Annotated in this window: 19 protein-coding genes and 1 riboswitch; of the genes, 4 read left to right on the top strand and 15 right to left on the bottom strand. The window is 72.5% G+C overall.

Translation table 11 applies throughout. From position 1 onward, the window contains the following. Positions 1–64: 64 nt before the first annotated feature. The 10 genes from ACWCXX_RS26660 to ribD form a co-directional block, all read right to left on the bottom strand. Positions 65–1162 carry a hemolysin family protein gene (locus ACWCXX_RS26660; protein ID WP_451131438.1) on the bottom strand — a complete coding sequence of 366 codons (1098 nt, stop codon included), beginning with the start codon at positions 1160–1162 and terminating at the stop codon, positions 65–67. Then, positions 1159–2532 (bottom strand): hemolysin family protein, encoded by a 1374-nt coding sequence (locus ACWCXX_RS26655; protein WP_451131436.1) that lies wholly within the window; start codon positions 2530–2532, stop codon positions 1159–1161. Before ACWCXX_RS26655 ends, ACWCXX_RS26660 begins: the two co-directional genes overlap by 4 nt. Before the next feature lie 187 nt (positions 2533–2719). Continuing rightward, positions 2720–3184, bottom strand: coding sequence for a PH domain-containing protein (locus ACWCXX_RS26650; RefSeq protein WP_451131434.1), 465 nt, complete (start codon positions 3182–3184; stop codon positions 2720–2722). A gap of 35 nt (positions 3185–3219) precedes the next feature. Continuing rightward, a complete protein-coding gene (gene hisG / locus ACWCXX_RS26645; RefSeq protein WP_451131432.1) occupies positions 3220–4068 on the bottom strand; it encodes an ATP phosphoribosyltransferase in 849 nt (282 codons plus the stop codon). 66 nt (positions 4069–4134) lie between these two features. Further along, entirely contained in the window at positions 4135–4407 is a 273-nt protein-coding gene (locus tag ACWCXX_RS26640) for a phosphoribosyl-ATP diphosphatase (protein WP_148833253.1), read from the bottom strand. Positions 4408–4442: 35 nt separating this feature from the next. Then, positions 4443–4928 (bottom strand): 6,7-dimethyl-8-ribityllumazine synthase, encoded by a 486-nt coding sequence (gene ribH / locus ACWCXX_RS26635; protein ID WP_451131430.1) that lies wholly within the window; start codon positions 4926–4928, stop codon positions 4443–4445. Positions 4929–4957: 29 nt separating this feature from the next. Continuing rightward, the gene (locus tag ACWCXX_RS26630) at positions 4958–6256 is read right to left on the bottom strand and encodes a bifunctional 3,4-dihydroxy-2-butanone-4-phosphate synthase/GTP cyclohydrolase II (RefSeq protein WP_451131428.1); all 1299 of its coding nucleotides are present in this window, start codon (positions 6254–6256) and stop codon (positions 4958–4960) included. Further along, complete coding sequence (locus tag ACWCXX_RS26625) at positions 6253–6897, bottom strand: nicotinamide mononucleotide transporter family protein (protein WP_451131427.1); 645 nt, start codon at positions 6895–6897, stop codon at positions 6253–6255. The genes ACWCXX_RS26630 and ACWCXX_RS26625 overlap by 4 nt, the downstream gene beginning before the upstream one ends. Further along, a complete protein-coding gene (locus ACWCXX_RS26620; RefSeq protein ID WP_451131425.1) occupies positions 6894–7511 on the bottom strand; it encodes a riboflavin synthase in 618 nt (205 codons plus the stop codon). Before ACWCXX_RS26620 ends, ACWCXX_RS26625 begins: the two co-directional genes overlap by 4 nt. After that, entirely contained in the window at positions 7512–8612 is a 1101-nt protein-coding gene (gene ribD, locus ACWCXX_RS26615; RefSeq protein WP_451131423.1) for a bifunctional diaminohydroxyphosphoribosylaminopyrimidine deaminase/5-amino-6-(5-phosphoribosylamino)uracil reductase RibD, read from the bottom strand. A gap of 153 nt (positions 8613–8765) precedes the next feature. Beyond that, a riboswitch (FMN riboswitch) is annotated at positions 8766–8896 on the bottom strand. Positions 8897–9163: 267 nt separating this feature from the next. On the opposite strand from ribD, the gene ACWCXX_RS26610 reads away from it, so the two are divergent. Beyond that, entirely contained in the window at positions 9164–11497 is a 2334-nt protein-coding gene (locus tag ACWCXX_RS26610; protein WP_451131421.1) for a chitinase C-terminal domain-containing protein, read from the top strand. Positions 11498–11584: 87 nt separating this feature from the next. Here the strand turns inward: ACWCXX_RS26610 and ACWCXX_RS26605 are convergent, their stop codons facing one another. After that, a complete protein-coding gene (locus tag ACWCXX_RS26605; protein ID WP_451131419.1) occupies positions 11585–12769 on the bottom strand; it encodes an ROK family transcriptional regulator in 1185 nt (394 codons plus the stop codon). A gap of 148 nt (positions 12770–12917) precedes the next feature. On the opposite strand from ACWCXX_RS26605, the gene ACWCXX_RS26600 reads away from it, so the two are divergent. Both ACWCXX_RS26600 and ACWCXX_RS26595 read left to right on the top strand, forming a co-directional pair. Further along, positions 12918–14150 carry an MFS transporter gene (locus tag ACWCXX_RS26600; RefSeq protein WP_451131417.1) on the top strand — a complete coding sequence of 411 codons (1233 nt, stop codon included), beginning with the start codon at positions 12918–12920 and terminating at the stop codon, positions 14148–14150. 347 nt (positions 14151–14497) lie between these two features. Further along, positions 14498–15889 (top strand): uracil-xanthine permease family protein, encoded by a 1392-nt coding sequence (locus ACWCXX_RS26595; RefSeq protein ID WP_451131415.1) that lies wholly within the window; start codon positions 14498–14500, stop codon positions 15887–15889. Positions 15890–15910: 21 nt separating this feature from the next. Here ACWCXX_RS26595 and ACWCXX_RS26590 read toward each other — a convergent pair whose 3' ends face one another. After that, positions 15911–17068: an FAD-dependent monooxygenase gene (locus ACWCXX_RS26590; RefSeq protein ID WP_451131534.1), complete on the bottom strand. Its 1158-nt coding sequence runs from the start codon at positions 17066–17068 to the stop codon at positions 15911–15913. Next, on the bottom strand, positions 17044–17337 hold the full coding sequence (locus tag ACWCXX_RS26585; RefSeq protein WP_451131413.1) for a hypothetical protein: 294 nt from the start codon (positions 17335–17337) through the stop codon (positions 17044–17046). The genes ACWCXX_RS26590 and ACWCXX_RS26585 overlap by 25 nt, the downstream gene beginning before the upstream one ends. Here ACWCXX_RS26585 and ACWCXX_RS26580 point away from each other — a divergent pair. Next, on the top strand, positions 17336–17659 hold the full coding sequence (locus tag ACWCXX_RS26580; RefSeq protein WP_451131411.1) for a CGNR zinc finger domain-containing protein: 324 nt from the start codon (positions 17336–17338) through the stop codon (positions 17657–17659). The genes ACWCXX_RS26585 and ACWCXX_RS26580 overlap by 2 nt on opposite strands. 96 nt (positions 17660–17755) lie before the next feature. Here the strand turns inward: ACWCXX_RS26580 and ACWCXX_RS26575 are convergent, their stop codons facing one another. Together ACWCXX_RS26575 and ACWCXX_RS26570 are read right to left on the bottom strand one after the other, a co-directional pair. Continuing rightward, positions 17756–18688, bottom strand: coding sequence for a GNAT family N-acetyltransferase (locus ACWCXX_RS26575; RefSeq protein WP_451131409.1), 933 nt, complete (start codon positions 18686–18688; stop codon positions 17756–17758). Then, positions 18685–20309: peptidase C14 (locus tag ACWCXX_RS26570; protein WP_451131407.1), on the bottom strand; the 1625-nt coding region annotated here is incomplete at its 5' end. The genes ACWCXX_RS26570 and ACWCXX_RS26575, both read right to left, overlap by 4 nt.

The following is a 20309-nucleotide window of genomic DNA, read 5'->3' as shown; positions in this document are numbered from 1 at the left end:
TCCCGCGGTGCCGTACGTACGGCCGGGCCCGAGGGCTGTCCCGCAATGCCTGGCGGGACCGCCCTCAGCGGGCCGACGCGGCGAGTTCGCCGGTGCCGGAGGTCGTCTCCGCCGTCCGGCGCGGCACCGAGATCCGGTGGGCCGGGTCGCGCACCTCGCCGACGAGCATCTCCAGGACGTCCTCCATGGCGACCAGGCCGAGGATCCGGCCCGACGCGTCGGCGACCTGGGCCAGATGGGTCGCCGCCCTGCGCATCACGGTCAGGGCGTCGTCCAGGGGCAGCTCGGCGCGCACCGTCGCCATCGGGCGCCACACCTGCTGCGGGACGGCCCGTTCGCCGTCCTCCAGGTCCAGGACGTCCTTGACGTGCAGGTAGCCCATGAACGGGCCGCCGCCCTCCGCGCACACCGGGAAGCGCGAGTAGCCGGTCCGTACGGTCAGCTCCTCGATCCGGCGCGGGGTGACGGACGGGTCCACCGTCACCAGGGAGGCCCGCTTGAGCAACACGTCGGTGACCGGCCTGCTGCCCAGCTCCAGCGCGTCCTCCAGCCGTTCCTGGGCCTCCGGCTCCAGCAGTCCGGCCTGGCCGGAGTCCTCGACGAGCCGGTTGAGCTGCTCGCTGGTGAAGACGGCCTCCACCTCGTCCTTGGGTTCCACGCCGAAGAGCCGGAGCACCAGCCGGGCGCAGGCGCCCAGCGCCGCGGTGACCGGCCGGCACAGGCGGGCGAAGCCCACCAGGCCGGGGCCGAGCCAGAGCGCGGTCCGCTCCGGTGCCGCCATCGCGAGGTTCTTCGGGACCATCTCGCCGATGACGAGGTGGAGGAAGACCACGAGGGCGAGCGCCAGGACGTAGCCGAGCGGGTGGATGAGTCCCTCGGGCAGGTGGACCGCGTGGAAGACCGGCTCCAGCAGATGGGCGACGGTCGGTTCGGCGACGGCGCCGAGGGTCAGCGAGCAGACGGTGATGCCGAACTGGGCGGCGGCCATCATCTGCGGCAGGTTCTCCAGGCCGTACAGCACCTTGTGGGCCCGGCCCGATCCGCTCGCCGCGAGGGGTTCGACCTGGCTGCGCCGTACGGACACGAGGGCGAACTCCGCGCCGACGAAGAAGCCGTTCGCCAGCACCAGGAGCCCCGCGAAGATCAACTGGACCAGGCTCATCGCACGGCCTCCAGGACCTCGGGGGTCACCGGGGCCCCGGTGACGGGGACGGTGACCGGAGCGGCCGTGCGCACGAAGCGGACCCGCTCGGCGCGGTAGTGGCCGACCTGGCGGACGGAGATCCGCCAGCCGGGCAGCTCGGCCCGGTCGCCGGGGGCCGGGATGCGGCCCAGCAGATCGGCGACGAGCCCGGCCACGGTCTCGTACGGCCCGTCGGGGACGTCGAGTCCTATCCGGCGCAGGCTCAGGACGCGGCAGCTGCCCTCGACGTCCCAGGCCGGACGGCCGTCCTCGGGGGCGGCGGGGACCAGTTCGGGCCGGTCGGCGCCCTCGGCGTCGTGCTCGTCGCGGACCTCGCCGACGAGCTCCTCGATGATGTCCTCCAGGGTGACGACCCCGGCGGTGCCGCCGTACTCGTCGACCACGACGGCGATCGGCTGCTCGTTGCGCAGCCGCTGGAGCAGTTGTTCGACGGGCAGGGTCTCCGGGACCAGCAGCGGCGGCACGGCGATCCGTCCGGCCGGGGTGCGCAGCCGGTCGGCGGCGGGCACGGCGAGCGCGTCCTTGAGGTGGACCATGCCGACGACCTCGTCGATGCGCTCCCGGTAGACGGGGAAGCGGGAGAGGCCGGTGGCGCGGGTGAGGTTGAGGACGTCCGCCGCGGTCGCCGAGGACTGCAGGGCGCTGACCTTCACCCGGGGGGTCATGACGTGCTGGGCGGTGAGCCCGGCGAGCGACAGGGTCCGTACGAAGAGATCCGCGGTGTCCTGTTCGAGGGTGCCGGCCTCGGCCGAGTGCCGGGCCAGGGAGACCAGTTCGCCAGGGGTGCGGGCGGAGGCCAGCTCCTCGGTGGGTTCCACGCCCAGCAGCCGCACCAGCCGGTTGGCCACGGTGTTCAGCAGGCTGATCACCGGCCGGAACGCGGCGGAGAAGCGGTGCTGGGGACCGGCGACGAACCGGGCGACCTGGAGCGGCCGGGAGACCGCCCAGTTCTTGGGCACGAGTTCGCCGATCACCATCTGGACGGCGGAGGCCACCAGCATCCCGACGACCACGCTGATGCCGGAGACGGCGCCGCCGGGCAGTCCGGTCGCGGTGAGGGGGTCGTCCAGCAACTGGGCGAGTGCCGGTTCGGCGAGCATGCCGACGACCAGTGAGGTGATGGTGATACCCAGTTGGGTGCCGGAGAGCTGGAAGGAGAGCTCGCGCAGGGCTTCGACGACGGTACGGGCCCGCCGGTCGCCCTCGGCGGCGGCGCGCTCGGCGTCCGGCCGCTCCACCGTGACGAGACCGAATTCGGCCGCCACGAAGAATCCGTTGGCGAGGATGAGAAGGAATGCCGCGCTCAGCAGCAGCAAGGGGGTGGTCATGCCGCCGCCTCCGGGGAGGGGGCGGCGCAGGTACTACCGGACGATCCGTCCATTGCTGGAAGGAGTCACTCCTTGGGTCGCAGGAAAGCCCCGCCGGTCTCGGGGACCTTCCGGTGCGGGGCGGGGGCGCACAGGGGCGCCGCCGTCCTCCAGAGTAATCAAGAACGGCCCGTGCGGGGCAGGGGGCTCAGCCGATGTCCTTGCCCGTGCCGCGGCTCTCGGCGAGGGCCCGCAGCGCGCGGGCGTCCCGGATGGCCTGCTGCTTGGCGACGCCCGGCTGGATGCCGAGGGCGGGCATGCTCGTCCCGTCGCTGAGGTCGAGGAAGACCCAGGGGTCGCCCGCGCGCAGGTTGACGCGGAGGATCTCCGCCCAGGACAGCCGACGCGTCCGGGTGAGGTTGACCACCGTCACCCCGTCCTCCTCCGCCACGATCTTCGGGCGGCTGAGCAGGGCGAGCACGCCGAAGAACAGCAGCGCGGTGAAGACGAAGCTGATCCGCTCTCCCCCGCTCAGCTGTTCCAGGGTCAGGGCGACGGCGGTGATGACGAGGAACATCGCCGCCCCCACGGTCAGCAGGACCACCCGGGTTCGGGTCGGCCGGAACGTGACCGGGAGGGTGGGAAGTTCGGGCCGGGGTGCGGGGGCGGACATGGTGTTCTTCTGTCTTCCGGGTGGGCGCCCGGCCGTCAGAGGCGGCAGGCGTGGATGGCGGTGGTGAGGATGGCGCGGGCGCCGAGGTCGTACAGGTCGTCCATGATCCGCTGCGCCTCCCGGGCGGCGACCATGGAGCGGACGGCGACCCAGCCCTCGTGGTGCAGCGGGGAGATGGTCGGCGACTCCAGACCCGGGGTGAGGGCGACCGCGCGCTCCAGGTGCTCGACGCGGCAGTCGTAGTCCATCATCACGTAGGAGCGGGCGACCAGGACGCCCTGGAGGCGGCGGAGGAACTGCTGCACCTTGGGGTCGTCGGCCGGGGCGCCGGTGCGCCGGATGACGACGGCCTCCGACGTCATGATCGGCTCGCCGATGACTTCGAGGCCGGCGTTGCGCAGGCTGGTGCCGGTCTCCACGACGTCGGCGATGACCTGGGCGACGCCGAGTTCGATGGCGGTCTCGACCGCGCCGTCGAGGTGGACGACGGAGGCGTTGACGCCGACGTCGGCGAGGTGCTTGGCGACGATGCCCTCGTAGGAGGTGGCGATCGTCTTGCCGTCGAAGTCCTGCGGGCCCTGGGCCGTGCCGGGCCTGGTGGCGTAGCGGAAGGTGGAGCGGGCGAAGCCGAGCTGCAGGATCTCCTCGGCGTCGGCCCCGGAGTCGAGCAGCAGGTCACGGCCGGTGATGCCGATGTCCAGGCGGCCGGAGCTGACGTAGATCGCGATGTCGCGGGGGCGCAGGTAGAAGAACTCGACCTCGTTCTCGGGGTCGACGAGGACGAGTTCCTTGGACTCCTTGCGCTGCTGGTATCCGGCCTCATGGAGCATCGCCATCGCAGGCCCGGAGAGTGAACCCTTGTTGGGGACGGCGATGCGCAGCATGAGGTCAGGTTCCTTTGCGAGAAGGCGTGCGATGTGCGATGGGGACGGGGTGGTGCGGGGTCCTGCTCAGAGGTGGGCGTAGACGTCGTCGAGCGAGATCCCGCGGGCGACCATCATCACCTGGACGTGGTACAGCAGCTGGGAGATCTCCTCGGCGGCGGCGTCCTTGCTCTCGTGTTCGGCGGCCATCCAGACTTCGGCGGCCTCCTCGACGACCTTCTTGCCGATGGCATGGACGCCCTTGCCCACCAGTTCGGCGGTGCGGGAGGTGGAGGGGTCGCCGTTGGCGGCCTTGAGCTGCAGCTCGGCGAAGAGCTCTTCGAAGGTTTTGTTCGCCATGATGGTTCTTAGCCTACGGGGTCCACACGCCCCACTCAGCGCCAGGGCTCGCTGACGGTGCGCAGCGTGGCGGCGGTGGCGACGGCCGCGGTGACCGCTTCGTGCCCCTTGTCCTCGTTGGACCCTTCGAGGCCGGCCCGGTCGAGCGCCTGCTCCTCGGTGTCGCAGGTGAGCACCCCGAAGCCGACGGGGACCCCGGTGTCGACGGCGACCTGGGTGAGGCCGTTGGTGACGCCCTGGGAGACGTACTCGAAGTGCGGGGTGCCGCCGCGGATGATGACGCCGAGGGCGACGACCGCGTCGTAGCCGCGGCCCGCGAGGACCTTGGCCACGACCGGGAGCTCGAAGCTGCCGGGGACCCGGAGCAGGGTCGGCTCGTCGATGCCGAGGTCGTGCAGGGCGCGCAGCGCGCCGTCGACGAGTCCGTCCATGACCTTCTCGTGCCACTGCGCGGCGACGACCGCCACGCGCAGGTCGCCGCAGTTGCGTACGGACAGTTCGGGTGCGCCCTTGCCGCTCATGTCTCTCCTGTCGCTCGTTTCCGTGATCGTCACTGGTTGCCGCAGGTCGACGCCGTGGCGGTGTCGAGCCAGGGCAGGTCGTGCCCCATGCGGTCGCGCTTGGTGCGCAGGTAGCGCAGATTGTGCTCGCCCGCCTGGACGGGCATCGGCTCGCGGCCGGTGACGGCCAGTCCGTGTCGCAGGACGGCGGCCGTCTTGTCGGGGTTGTTGGTCATCAGTCTGAGGCTGCGGACGCCGAGGTCCTTGAGGATCTGGGCGCCTGCGGCGTAGTCGCGGGCGTCGGCGGGCAGGCCGAGTTCCAGGTTGGCGTCGAGGGTGTCGACGCCGCGTTCCTGGAGTTCGTAGGCGCGCAGCTTGGACAGCAGTCCGATGCCCCGGCCCTCGTGGCCGCGCAGGTAGACGACGACGCCGCGGCCCTCCTCGGTGATCCGGCGCATGGACGCGTGCAGCTGGGGGCCGCAGTCGCAGCGCTGGGACTGGAAGATGTCGCCGGTCAGGCACTCGGAGTGGACCCGGACCAGGATGTCGTCGCCGTCGCCGAGGTCGCCGTGGACGAGCGCGACGTGCTCGACGCCGTCGGTCGTGGAGCGGTAGCCGTAGGCGGTGAACGGGCCGAAGCCGGTCGGCAGCCGTACCTCGGCCTCGCGGCGCACCGTCGGCTCCGAGCTGCGGCGGTAGGCGATCAGGTCCTCGATGGAGATGATCGTGAGGCCGTGCTTGCGGGCGAACGGGATCAGCTGCGGCAGCCGCAGCATCACGCCGTCCTCGCCGGCGATCTCGACGATGGCGCCGGCGGGCCGCAGTCCGGCGAGCCGGGCGAGGTCGACGGCGGCCTCGGTGTGGCCGTTGCGGACCAGTACGCCGCCGGAGCGGGCGCGGAGCGGGAAGACGTGGCCGGGCCGTACGAAGTCGGCGGGGCCCGCCTCGCCGCCCGCCAGCAGCCGGAGGGTGGTGGCCCGGTCGGCGGCGGAAATGCCGGTGGTCACGCCGTGGGCCGCCGAGGCGTCGACGGAGACGGTGAACGCGGTCCGCATCGACTCGGTGTTGCGGCCGACCATCTGCGGGAGTTCGAGCCGTTCCAGCTCGTCGTTCTCCATGGGGGCGCAGATCAGGCCGCGGCACTCGCTCATCATGAAGGCGACGATCTCGGGGGTGGCCTTCTCGGCGGCGACGACGAGGTCGCCCTCGTTCTCCCGGTCCTCGTCGTCGACGACCACGACGGGCCGGCCGGCGGCGATGTCGCGGATCGCCTGCTCGACGGGGTCGAGCGAGAGGTCCTCCAGGTCCCTTCCGTGGTCCCGGTGCAGCCAGGTGGGCTGGGCAGTCATGCCGTGGCTCCTTCCAGAGCGGGTGTCCGCGAACGCAGCCACCAGTCGCGCATGCCCCACAGGACGAGGGCGCCGTACACGACGTAGATGAGACCGGAGAAGGCGAGGCCGCTGTGGAAGTTCAGCGGTACGCCGACCAGGTCGACCAGCAGCCAGGCGAACCAGAACTCGACCATGCCGCGGGCCTGGGCGAGCATCGCGACGAGGGTGCCCGCGAAGATGTACGCGTCCGCCCACGGGCTCCAGGACAGCGAGGGGAACGCGGTGAACAGACCGCCGACCGCGAGGGTGCCGAGGGCGGCGCCGCCCAGCAGGTACCCGCGCTCTCGCCAGGTGGCGAACCGTACGGCGATGGAGCCGTCCTGGGCCTGCTGCCTGCCCCGGGTCCACTGCTGCCAGCCCCAGACGGCCACCGCGATGACGACGAGCTGCTTGCCGACGCTGCCCGCCTGGTGCACGGAGGCGTTGGCCGCGACGAGGACGACGCCGGACAGGAGCTGGGCGGGCCAGGTCCAGACCGAGCGGAGCCAGCCCAGGGTCAGGGCGATCAGACCGACCGTGTTGCCGATCATGTCGGACCAGATGATGTGCTGCCCGAGGACGGTGAACGCCTCCGAGTTCAGCCAGTTCAGGGCGGTCACTTCACCGGCTCCTCGGGTTCCTGCGCGGTGTGGCCGAGCAGCCGCTCGACGTACTTCGCGATGACGTCCACCTCCAGGTTGACCGGGTCGCCGGGCTCCTTGATGCCGAGCGTGGTCAGGGCGAGGGTGGTGGGGATGAGGCTGATGGTGAAGTAGTCGGGTCCGGCGTCGACGACGGTGAGGCTGACGCCGTCTACGGTGATCGACCCCTTCTCGACCACGTAGCGGCTCAGGTGCTCGGGGAGGGAGACCTTCACGAGCTCCCAGTTCTCGGAGATCCTGCGCTCGACGATGCGGCCGGTGCCGTCGACGTGGCCCTGGACGATGTGGCCGCCGAGCCGGCCGCCGACCGCCATGGGGCGTTCCAGGTTGACCCGGGAGCCCGTGTCCAGGGCGCCGAGGCTGGACCGGTTCAGGGTCTCGGCCATCACGTCGGCGGTGAACTCGCCGTCGCCGAGGCCGACGACGGTGAGGCAGACGCCGTTGACGGCGATGGAGTCGCCGTGCTTGGCGCCTTCGGTGACCACTCGGCCGCGCAGGCGGAAGCGGGAGGCGTCGTCGAGCTTCTCGACGGCGGTGACCTCGCCCAGTTCTTCGACAATTCCGGTGAACACTCAGTTTTCCTTCCGGTCGGTGCCGGGGACGGCGGTGATGCGCAGATCGGGGCCGATGCGGACGGTCTCGGTCACATCGAGGCGCAACGCCTCGGCGATGGTGGAGATTCCGGCGTCGGCGAGGGCCGCGGGGCCGGCGCCGAGCAGCACGGGGGCGAGGTAGCCGACGACCTTGTCGACCGTTCCCGCGGCGACGAAGGCCCCGGCCAGGGTCGGGCCGCCTTCGAGGAGTACGGAGCGGATGCCGCGCCCGTGCAGGGCGTCGAGCAGGGCGGGGACGTCGAGGCCGCGTCCGGTGGCGGCGCGCGGCAGCCGCAGTACGGCCCCTTCGGGGAGGTGGCGGGCGTCGGCGTCGTCGGCGACGGCGATCAGGGTGGGCGCGCCCTCGTCGAGGACGCGGGCGCCGGGGCGCACGGCGGTGGCGGTGGTGTCCACGACCACCCGCAGGGGCTGTACGGCGCCGTCGATGCCCCGGACGCCGAGCTGCGGGTCGTCGATGCGGGCGGTGCCGGAGCCGACCACGACGGCGTCGGCCTCGGCGCGCAGCCGGTGGACGTCGGCGCGGGACTCGGCGGAGGTGATCCAGCGGCTGGTGGCGTCGGCGGCCGCGATCCGGCCGTCGAGGCTCGCCGCGTACTTCCACAGGACGTACGGGCGGCCGAGCCGCACCGAGGTCAGCCAGGCCGTGTTGCCCGCTTCGGCCTCGGCGGCGAGGAGTCCTCGCTCGGCCTCGACCCCGGCCGCGCGCAGGGTGTCCGCACCGCCGGTGGCCTGCGGGTTCGGGTCGCCGACCGCGTAGACGACCCGGGCGACGCCGGCCTCGATCAGCGCCTGGGCGCAGGGTCCGGTGCGGCCGGTGTGGTTGCAGGGTTCGAGGGTGACGTAGGCGGTGCCGCCGCGGGCCCGGTCGCCCGCTGCGCGCAGGGCGTGGACCTCGGCGTGCGGGCCGCCGGCCCGCTGGTGGAAGCCCTCTCCGGCCCGGCGGCCGGTGGCGTCGAGGACGACGCAGCCGACGACGGGGTTGGGGCTGGTGGAGCCGAGGCCGCGGGCGGCGAGCTCGATCGCTCGGCGCATGGCGGCGATGTCGGCTGCGGTGTCCACCGGGTCCTCCTGCCTCTTCGGGCACGGACTCCGGGGCTGTCGACGACGACAGAAGAGCGGGACGCTGCAGGGGGACGCCGAATTGCCGGAAGAACGGACGGATCGGTCGCCCGAAACCATCCGCCGACGGCGGCGTACCCGTGAAACGGCCCGCCGCGCACTGCCTCCCATCCGGACTTTAACCGTCGGTCCAGGAATTTCACCTGGTCAACCGGCCGCTGGATGCGGACGGGTCGCGGACTTTAACCGCCGGCTCGGAATTTCACCGACCCCGGAGTGCGCTGCTGCTGGTACACGATCAGTGTGCCACGCCCGCCGGTGGGCCATGCGGGTGAGCGGCTGTGCACTGGCTCACAAGGGGGCGCGCGGCGGGGCGCAGCCGGACAGCCATCCCCTGAAGGTCCAGACCTATTGACTCATTGGTCTAGTCCTCTTAATCTCTGCGTCACCTCCGAGGAGCCGTTCCGCGGTGTGCGCACACCCGGGACATCAACACGCCCCACCCCCTTGCCAGTTGCGTTTTTGCCGAACCTCCCCGAGAGGAACCGAACGTGCTGTCCCCCACCCGTGCGAGAGCCACCCTGCTCGCGGCCGGTGCCACCGTCGCCGCGCTGCTGCTGGGTTCGCTCGCCGCCACCCCGTCGGCCGCCGCCGACCAGGAGTCCTGTCGCCCCGACGGGCTCTACGAGACCCCCGGCGTCGCGGTCCCCTACTGCTCCGTCTACGACACCGAGGGCCGCGAGAAGATGGGCGCCGACCATCAGCGGCGGGTCATCGGATACTTCACGAACTGGCGTACCGGGAAGGACGGCAGGCCCGCCTACCTCGTCCCCGACATCCCCTGGGACAAAGTCACCCATCTGAATTACGCCTTCGCCCACGTCGACGGCGGCAACCGGCTCTCCGTGGGCGCCGACGGCCCGGACAACGCCTCGACCGGCATGACCTGGCCGGGTGTCACCGGCGCCGAGATGGACCCCGCACTCCCCTACAAGGGCCATTTCAACCTGCTCACCAAGTTCAAGAAGAAGCACCCGAACGTGAAGACCATGGTGTCGGTGGGCGGCTGGGCCGAGACCGGCGGCTACTTCGACGCCGACGGCAGGCGGGTGGACTCCGGCGGCTTCTACTCGATGGCGACCAACGCCGACGGCTCGGTCAACCAGGCCGGCATCGACACCTTCGCGGACTCGGCCGTCGACTTCGTCCGGAAGTACGGCTTCAACGGCGTCGACATCGACTACGAGTACCCGACGACCATGAAGGACGCGGGCAACCCGCTGGACTGGGCGCTGTCCAACGCCCGCCGGGCCGGCCTGGTCAAGGGCTACGCCGCGCTGATGAAGACCCTGCGCGAGAAGCTCGACCGCGCGTCCGCCGCCGACGGCACCCACTACCTGCTGAGCGTGGCCGCCCCCTCGTCGGGCTATCTGCTGCGCGGCATGGAGACCTTCCAGGTCCAGAAGTACCTGGACTACGTCAACATCATGTCGTACGACCTGCACGGCGCCTGGAACGAGTACGTCGGTCCGAACGCCGCGCTGTACGACGACGGCAAGGACGCCGAACTCGCCCAGGCGAGCGTCTACTCGACCTCCCAGTACGGCGGCACGGGCTACCTCAACACCGACTGGGCGTACCACTACTTCCGCGGTTCGATGCCGGCCGGCCGGATCAACATCGGCCTGCCGTACTACACCCGCGGTTTCAAGAACGTGCAGGGCGGCACGGACGGGCTGTGGGGCAGGGCCGCCACCACCGACTGCCCGGCCGGGGCGGGGCTGACCAAGTGCGGTGACGGCGCCGTCGGCATCGACAACCTCTGGCACGACCTGGACACCGACGGCAAGGAGTCGCCCGCCGGTTCCAACCCCATGTGGCACGCGAAGAACCTGGAGAAGGGCGTCGTCGGCGACTACGTCACCGACTACGGCTTCCCCGCCGACACCAGGCTGACCGGCACCTATGCCCGCAAGTACGACTCGACGCTGGTCGCACCCTGGCTGTGGAACGCCGAGAAGAAGGTCTTCCTGTCCACCGAGGACGAGCAGTCGGTCGCCGCGAAGGCGGACTACGTGGTCGACAAGGGCATCGGCGGCACCATGGTCTGGGAGCTCGCGGGCGACTACGACTGGAACGCCGCCAAGGGGCAGTACGAGCCGGGCTCCACGCTCACCTCGACGATGTACGACGCGTTCAAGTCGGCCGCCCCGTACGGCGCGAAGCGCTCCACCGTCGACCTGCCCACCGAGGCGCTCGACATCGACGTGTCCTTCGGCCAGTTCCCGCTCGGTGACTCCAACTACCCGATCAGCCCCAAGCTGACGATCACCAACAACACCGGGACCACCCTGCCGGGCGGCACGGAGTTCCGGTTCGACTACGCGACCTCGGCGCCCGGCAACGCCAAGGACCAGTCCGGCTTCGGCACCACGATCGTGCGCAGCGACCACACCGCCGCCGGCAACGTCGGCGGTCTGAAGGGCGACTACAACCGCGTCTCGCTGAAGCTGCCGGGCTGGCAGAGCCTGGCTCCCGGCGCCTCGGTGCAGGTGGACTTCGTGTACTACCTGCCCACCTCCACGCCGTCGAACTGGACGGTGACCTTCGGCGGGAAGTCGTACGCCCTGGCCGCCGACCTGGCGCGCGGGACCACCGTCGTCGAGCCGGGCACGGGCACCACCCCCACGCCCGGCCCGTCGACCACCCCGACCCCCGGCGGTGGCAGCTGCACCGCGCCCGCCTGGAGCGCGACCTCCGAGTACGGCGCCGGTGCGACGGTCGGCCACGGCTCGCACCGGTGGAAGGCCCGGTGGTGGACGAAGGGCGAGACGCCCGGCTCCACCGGGGAATGGGGTGTCTGGCAGGACCTCGGCGTCTGCTGACCCTCCCCCGAACCGCCCGGCGGTGACCGGATCGCCCCCGGTCGCCGCCGGGCTCGCCCGCGTTCCGGGGGCTGCCCGGCGGGCGATTCAGCCCGCGGGGGCGAACAGTTCGTCCTGGGCCGCCTCCCGGGCGGCGAGCAGCGCGCCCCTCAGGACCGCACCGCCGCCCAGCCGGCCGGCCCTGACCTCGGTGCGCAGCGGGGACATCCGGGCCAGCCGCTCCTCGACGCGGGCCGCGAGCGCGTCGCCGCCCGCGTGGCCCACCTCGCCCGCGAGCAGCACACAGCCCGGGTCGAGGACCGCGGCGACAGCGGCGGCGCCCAGCGCGAGGCGTTCGGCGAGGACGTCCAGGAACGCCTCGTGCCTGCCCTCCCCCGCCAGGGCGGCCCGCACGGCCGACGCGGCGCCCGGTTCCTTGTCCCCCTCGGCCGCGTCCGGCGGTACGACGATGCCGTGGGCGGCGGCCAGTTCGCAGACCGGGGCGGAGCCGACCAGCGAGTGGAAGCCGCCCTCGCAGTTGAGCGCCGAGGGGGCGCCGGCCACGCCGGGCACCGGCATGAAGCCGATCTCGCCCGCGCCGCCGGAGACCCCGCGGCGGAGCCTGCCGTCCAGCATGACGGCGGCGCCGACGCCGTGGCCGAGCCAGAAGAGCACGAAGGTGTCGCGGTCGCGGGCCGCCCCGCCGCGGTGTTCGGCCACGGCGGCGAGATTGGTCTCGTTCTCGACCAGCACGGTCGCGGGCAGCCGCTGCTGGAGCACCCGCACCAGCCGTCGGTGCCAGGCGGGCAGGCCGGTGGTGTCGCGCAGTTCGCCGGTGACCGGGTCGATCAGTCCGGGCGCGCCGATGCCGACGCTGTGCAGGGGGGCGGGGCCGGCCTCGCGCGCGGTGCGTTCCAGCAGGGCGGCGGCCTGTTCCGCGGCGGAGTCGGTGTCGCCGTCCACGGGCAGGGTGGCCTCGGCGAGCGTGGTGCCCAGCAGATCGGCGACGACCACGGCCACACCGCGGGTGCGCACGTCGAGGGCGGCGAGGTGGGCGCGGTCGGCGACGATCCCGTACAACCGGGCGTTGGGGCCGCGCCGGTCGGCTCCGGTCTCTCCGACGACCTCGACCAGTCCGGCCTCCCGGAGCCGTTCGACGAGGTCGGCGACGGTCGGCCGGGACAGGCCGGTCAGGGTCTTCAGCTGCGTGGCCGTCAGCGGGCCCTCCTGCTGGAGCAGTCGCAGGGCGAGCCGGTCGTTGATGGCTCGGGCGGTGCTCGGTGATGCGGGCATGCCGGGATCCTTCCAGATCTCCGCCGGACCGGGACGCAGGGGCGGACTATTTATCAGGCAGGGTTCCTGATAGTTTACGGCCCGCACTGCCGACAACGAGCGCCGGGCGACCGGCGACGGAAGAATCCCAGGGGAGGGGCACGGCGGCATGACAACGGATTCCACCGAGACGGTCTTCGGCACGGAGCAGGTGAGGCGGGCCAGGTTCGCCGTCGCCGCGGTCTTCACCGTGCACGGTGCGGTGACCGGCAGCTTCGCCACCCGGGTGCCCTGGATCCAGGACCACGCCGGGGTCAGCGCCGGGCAGCTCGGGCTGGCCCTGGCCTTCCCGGCGATCGGCGCCTCGCTCGCGATGCCGCTGGCCGGCGCGATCAGCCATCGCTTCGGCGCCCGGACCGCGCTGCGCGGACTGCTCGCCCTCTGGACGCTGGCACTGGTCCTGCCCGCCCTGGCGCCCAATCTGCTGACGCTGTGCGCGGCCCTCCTCGTCTACGGGGCGACGGCCGGCATGTCGGACGTGGCGATGAACGCCCTCGGCGTCGAGGTGGAGAACCGCCTCCACAAGTCGATCATGTCCGGACTGCACGGGATGTGGAGCGTGGGGGCCCTGATCGGTTCGGCGGCGGGCACGCTGGCCGCGCACCTGGGCACCGACGCCCGGCTGCACCACGCCCTGGCCGCCCTGGTGCTCACCGCGTTCGGTCTGCTGGCCTGCCGGGGCGTGCTGGACCTGCGCAGCGAACCGGACGAGGAGCCGCCGCCACGTTTCACCCTGCCGCCGAAGTCGGCGCTGATCATCGGCGCGGTGGGCTTCTGCGCGGTGTTCGCCGAGGGGGCCAGCCTGGACTGGTCGGCGGTCTATCTCCGGGACGTCATGGACACCTCCGCCGGGCTCGCCGCGGCCTCCACCACGGCGTTCGCGCTGACCATGGCGGTCGCCCGGATCGCCGGTGACAAGGTCGTCGACCGCTTCGGCGCGGTGCGCACCGTACGGGTCGGCGGGGTTCTCGCGACGGTCGGCGGGGTGCTCGTGGTCGCCGCGCCGGGCGCGGTGCTCGCCATGTGCGGTTTCGGGCTCCTCGGCCTCGGGGTCGCCGTGGTCGTCCCGCTCGCCTTCGCGGCGGCGGGGCGCAGCGGCCCGAACCCGAGCCAGGCGATCGCGGGTGTCGCCACGATCACGTACACCTCCGGGCTCATCGCCCCGTCCGCGATCGGCTCGCTGGCCGAGGCGACCTCGCTGGTCGTCTCCTTCGGTCTGGTGACGGTGCTGGCGTTCGGCCTGGTGCTGGGGGCCGGGGTGCTGCGGGCGGGCGACCGCCGGGCCGCACCGTCCCCGGGCGCGGACGCCCCGGGGACGGCGCCGGCCGAACAGCGCCCCTGAGCCGGGGGCCGCGCCCCGCCGGGTGCCGTACCGCCCGGGGCACGTGCCCGAGCGGAGGGCCGGGAAGGCCGGGGCGCGGCCCCGAGGAGGCCGGGGAAGGCCGGGGCGCGTCCACGATCAGGGAGCCTCGTCGGCCGGACGGCGCCCCGGGCGAGGGTCCCGGGAGGGCGGGGGCACGTGCCCGAGCGGAGGCCCGGGAAGGCCGGGGCGGGGCCGAAAAGGCTTCCGACCTGCGGCCCGGCCGAGAGGCCCCCGCGATCCGGCATTACCATGGCGCTGATCATTTCGGCGGCAGCGCCACGCCCTGCGGGGACGACGGGCTCCGCGTCTACACACAGGGAGCGACCATGGACCTCGGCGTGCGCTGGACTCTGCACGGCGACGGGAAGACCCCCGCGCCGGGGGCCGTGGTCCGTCCGGACGAACGGCTCTCCTGGCCCCGCACGTTCGGCCTCGGGGCCCAGCACGTGGTCGCGATGTTCGGTGCGTCGTTCGTCGCACCGGTGCTGATGGGCCTGGACCCGAACCTGGCGATCATGATGTCGGGTGTCGCGACGGCCATCTTCCTGCTGGCCACCCGCGGCCGGGTGCCCAGCTATCTCGGTTGCTCGCTCTCCTTCGTCGGGGTCGCGGCGACCATCCGGGCGAGCGGCGGCAGCAGCGCCGTGGTCACCGGTGCGGTGTTCGTCGTCGGCGTGGCGCTCCTCCTCGCCGGTCTCGCGGTGCAGAGGTTCGGCGCCCGGATCATCCACGCGGCCATGCCACCGGTGGTCACCGGCGCCGTCGTCATGCTGATCGGCTTCAACCTGGCGCCGGTGACCGCCTCGACGTACTGGCCGCAGGACCAGTGGACGGCGCTGCTGGTGATGCTGTTCACCGGTTTGGCCGTAGTGTGCCTGCGCGGATTCTTCTCGCGCATCGCGATCTTCCTGGGCCTGGTCTTCGGATACGTCCTGTCCTGGGTCCTCGACCAGGTCTTCGGCAAGATCCACTCCCCGGCGGGCGGCGCCGAGGCCGTGGACCACTGGCGGCTCGACCTGTCGGGTGTCGCCAAGGCCGACTGGATCGGGCTGCCGTCCTTCCACGCGCCGAGCTTCGAGTGGTCGGCGATCCTGGTCGCACTGCCGGTGGTCATCGCGCTGATCGCCGAGAACGCCGGGCACGTGAAGGCCGTGGGCGAGATGACCGGCTCCTCGCTGGACGACAAGCTGGGCACCGCGATCGCCGCCGACGGCGCCGCGTCGATGCTGTCGACCGCGGTGGGCGGCCCGCCGAACACCACGTACTCGGAGAACATCGGTGTCATGGCCGCGACCCGGGTCTACTCCACCGCCGCGTACTGGGCCGCCGCCTGCTTCGCCCTGCTCTTCGGGCTCTGCCCCAAGTTCGGTGCGGTCGTCGCCGCGGTCCCCGGCGGGGTGCTCGGCGGCATCACCGTCATCCTCTACGGCATGATCGGCCTCCTCGGCGCCCAGATCTGGCTGCACGCCGAGGTCGACCTGCGCAACCCGCTGAATCTGGTCCCGGCCGCCGCGGGCATCATCATCGGCGTCGGCGGCGTCGGCCTGAAGATCACCGACAACTTCGAGCTGAGCGGGATCGCCCTGGGCACCATCGTGGTGATCACCGGCTACCACGTGCTGCGGGCCTTCGCCCCGGCGCACCTCAAGACCCAGGAACCGCTGCTGGACTCGGGGACGTCGGCGTACGACGAGCCGGAGCCGGACAAGAAGCCGTAGGGCCCTTCGGCCGGGCCGGTCTCACCCCGGGGACTCGCGGGACAGGACGCGGCGCAGGACCTCCGCGAGGGCGCCGCGCGAGGAGCCGGGAGCGACCCAGGCGACATGCCCGTCGGGGCGCACGAGGACGGCGCCGTCCGGTTCCCCGGTGCCGCACAGTCCGTCCCACTGCCCCGGGACGGCTTCTCGCCGTGCGCCGGATTCGAGGGGGCGGACGACGACCGGGACTCCCGTCCCGCGGACGGCATCGGCCTCCTGACGCCATGCCGGGCTGTCCGTCCTCGTGAGGAGGGTGAAGCCGGGGCCGACGAGGTCGAGGGTGGAGGTGACTTCGGACGGCCCGCCGACGAGGCGTACGTGAGGTGCGCGCCGCCCGGGGGCACGGCCCGGGTGGTGGCCCGTGGGATCCAGCGCGGTGCGCCCGGCCGTTCCGGCGCCGGGGACGACCGCGGTGGAGCGGTAGTCGGCGGTGAGCAGGAGTTCGTCGTCGATGCGGTAGCCCGCGCGGTTGCGGGCGTTGTCGGTGGAGATGTCGATGACCTGGCGGGCGACCGGCCGGCGTTCGGCCTCGTAGGTGTCGAGCAGGGCGTCGGTGGCGTGTCCGGCGACGACGGCCGCGAGCTTCCAGGCGAGGTTGTCCGCGTCCCCGATGCCGGTGTTCATCCCGTGCCCGCCGGTCGGCGGTATCGCGGGGGCCGCGTCGCCCGCGACCAGCACGCGTGAGCTGCGGTAGGCGGCGGCGAGCCGGGCGTCCATCCGCCAGGTCATCGTGTCCCGCACGGTCGCGTCCAGGTCCTCGACGCCCGCCGCGGTGCGGATGAGCCGGACCAGGTCGTCGTGGCCGGGGAGGGCCTGCGGTTGCTCCGTCCCCGGATCCAGCGGGTACTGGTAGATCCAGTGCCGGTCGTTGTCGACGGCCATGAAGCCACCGCGTCCGGGCACCGTGAGGAAGTACGGGGCACTCGCGCGGTCGGCCACCACGTCGCCCAGCGGTGCCTCGAAGCGAACGCTGAGGTAACGGCCCAGACCGGTGGGGCCCTCCATCGCGATTCCCGCCCCTGTGCGTACCCTGCCGGCCGCGCCGTCACAGCCGACGACCCGGTCCGCGCGCACGGAGTGCCGGATTCCGGTGGCGGTGTCCTCCACGACGGCCGTCACGCCGCAGCCGTCGTCGGCCATGGACACCAGCCGTGTCCCGAACCGGACCCGCGCGAACCGGCCTGCTCCGTGGCACGCCGCAGCAGGACGGGCTCCAGCACGTCCTGGGAGCAGATCAGCCCCGGTGACGGAGTGTGTTCCTCCTCGCCCTCAAGGGGTTGGTGCGCCAGGCCGGTACGGACGAAGTCCGGATCCACGAGGTCGCGGCCGCGGTAGAAGAAGACCTGGGAAGCCGGGAGGCCGGCCTCCCGGATCCGGGCCTCCAGGCCCATCCGCCGGAAGATCTCCATGGAACGGGCCGACGCGATCAACGACCTGCTCGACCGGTACCCGGCCCGGCCCCGTCTGGTCCGTCTGCCCGAACGCCCCTGGTCGCTCCACACCCGGGCACCCCACAACGCGGAACCGGCCCACTGGCTCCTGTCCACGGCCGCCCTCGCCCTCGCGCTCTGGCTCAGCGAACGCGGGTACTGCGCCTGGGGCCGGTGCGCGGCGCCCGGCTGCCTCAACTACTTCGTCGACACCGGCCGCCGCTCCCCGCAGCGCTACTGCTCACCCCGGTGCGGCACCCGCGTACGCGTCGCCGCGCACCGCGCACAGCGCAGCCGGTGAGCCGGTGCGGACGCCTGAGTACCGGCACGCGCGCGGGGGCGTCTCCCGCCCACTCCCCGCTGCCGAGAACGCCCGTCCTCGCTTCCGCCAAAGAGCCTAGAAACAGTCGCCGTACCAGTGCGTCGCGCCGGGCGCCGTGACCGTGGCCCGGACGGATTCCGCGGAGGCGTGCAACGGGCGTGCCATGCCCACCCGTTCCGTCACCCGCCGGGCGCCCGTCAGCAGGGCCGGCAGCGCGGCCCGGACGCCGGGTTCGTCGGGGAGCCTGACCCGGGTCCGGTCCAGCCCCGCCGCCCGGCCCCGTTCACCCACCGCGGCGAGCAGGTCGCCCAGGCACCCGGGTGCCCCAGCGAACTCCCGTACCTCGACGTACTCCCCCACGTGCTGGGCCACGATCCAGCCGACGGGCGTCCCCGACGCGGGGTCCTCGGCCACGAGCGACCGCTCGACCGGGCCGTACCAGGCGGGCACCCGCACGGCCCAGTCCTCGGCGCTCCGCAGCGAGCTGAGCGGCCTGGTCCCGTTGTACGCACGGTGCAGGGCGGCCACCCCGGCGGCGTCCCGCGCGGTGGCCGGCCGGACCCGGAAGGTCCCCGCGGCGGACGGCGGTGCGAGCGTCCCCTCGGTGTACACGCTGTCGAACTCCTGCCAGCCCGAGCCCCGGTAGACGCCGGGCGTGTCGGTGAACAGCAGCGACCAGGCGCACCCCTCGGCCCGCATGGTGCGTTCCGCCTCCGCCAGCAGCCGCCGCACCAGCCCTTGGCCTCGGGCCTCGGGGCGGGTCGCGACGCTGCCGATGCCGCCGACCCGCTGCGGGACGCCGTGCGCGTCGCGGATCAGCCTCGGCACGTGGACGACGACCGCGTCGATCCCGTCGCCCGCGGAGTTCTGTGCGACGAAGGTGTGCCGGTGGCGGTCCGGGTCGAGGGCGTGCAGATCAGCGATCTGCGGGGCGTCGAAGCAGCGCCGCCACAGGGCGGCCAGCGCCGGGCCGTCGGCCGGGGTGGCGGTGCGGATCGTGGCGGTCACAGGGTCAGGTTCCCGTCCGTGCGTGCCTTCTCACCGTTCACCGGCATGGCGGTGCGCTTCGTGCCGTCCTCCACGCACGCGGTGTGCAGGGCCGAGTCCAGGGCCTGCGGGGCGAGGTGGAGCGTGCCGCCGGTGAAGCGGCTGCCGGTCGCCGCGTAGTGGTTGGTGCCGTCGGCGATGCGGATGTGGGCGGTGTCCGGGCCGGAGGCGGAACTGCTGAGACCGTTGATGTCCCAGGTGAGCTTCCCGGCGCCGGCGGCCCGGCCGAGCAGCGCCTTGGCCTTGTTGCCGCCGGTGAGGCGGGTGCCGCCGGTGACGGTGATCCGCTGGTCGCGCACGGCGCTGAGTTCGATGCCGGTGTTGTCGTAACGGCCGCCGTCGATCCACAGCTCCGCCGATCCGACCGAGAGGGGGGCCGCGTCCTCGGTGCCGGTGACCGTGCAGTCGGTGAAGTGGACGGGCCCCGCCCCGCGCAGGATCGCGCCGTCGACCCCCTTGAACGTGCAGCGCACGAAGTGCACGGGGGCGGTGACCGGGGTCTGGACGAGAACGGCGCCGGCGGGCGGCTCGAAGGAGCAGTCGCTGATGGTGGTGGGACGGCTCGAACGGGCGGAGCGCTGGGCGACGGCGAAGGTCTTCGCGGTGCAGCCGCGCAACTGGGCCCCGTCGGCGTTGACGGTGAGGGCGCCCGCCTGGTCGAAGGTGGGGCGGGCGATCACCGTGACGTCCTCCAGGGTCAGGTCGGTGACCTTGGTGTTGGCGGTGAACCAGGAGCAGACGTGCCGGCGCACGGTGATCCGCTTGGCGGAAATCCCCCACTGTGCACCGGAGTTGGCGATGTCCATCAGTCCGGAGTTGCCGTCGAAGAGCAGGTCGTGCTCGTACTGGCCGTGGGTGGTGAAGGGGTTGCCGCCCGCGTCGTCGCCGTCGCCGTGGCAGTTCACGACGGTGCAGTAGGCGGAGGCGGTGAGGTCGTTGAGGTGGCGCACATTGCTGGTCGTGCAGTCCGCGACCCGCCCGTACAGGCAGTAGATCTGCTGGGTGAGGTAGCCGGCGCCGCCGTACTCGACGGTGGGCGGGTTCTTCAGGGAGCAGTCCTCGGTGCGGAAGCGGGTGCACCAGCGGCGCATGACGACCGGCCAGAAGGAGCCGGTGGCATGGATGCCGGAGACGTCGCAGCCGACGGCGTACTCGAAGCTGACCGGGTGGGAGCCGGTGTACTCGTCGTGGCCCGCGCCCTCGAAGACCATGTTGCGGACGTGGGCGTTGCGGACCGGTTCGACGCGGGTCCAGGTCAGGGTGCGTCCGGCGGCGAGTTCCCAGCCGTTGAGGTAGCCGATCCGGATGTGTCCGGCGTCGACGATCTCGGTGATCTCGACCAGCTTCTGCAGCTCGCGCTCGTCACGGCCGCCGCCCGCGACCGGGTCCACCCGCACGGTCCACCACTGGCCGACCCCGAACGCCTTGGCGTCGGGGACCGGGAAGGTGTCGGTGAGCTCGACGACCTTGCCGGAGAGCGTGTGTTCGACGGTGGTGTCGGTGGGGGTGCCGCGGAAGGAGAGGACGGCGCCGAAGGGGTTGTCGTGGGTGTTCTTCTCGATGCCTTCGGTGCGTATGCGGT

It is taken from the genome of Streptomyces sp. NPDC001732 (assembly GCF_053596315.1).
Note: the sequence above shows the minus strand (reverse complement) of the source record. Positions and strands in the feature narration are given on the sequence as shown.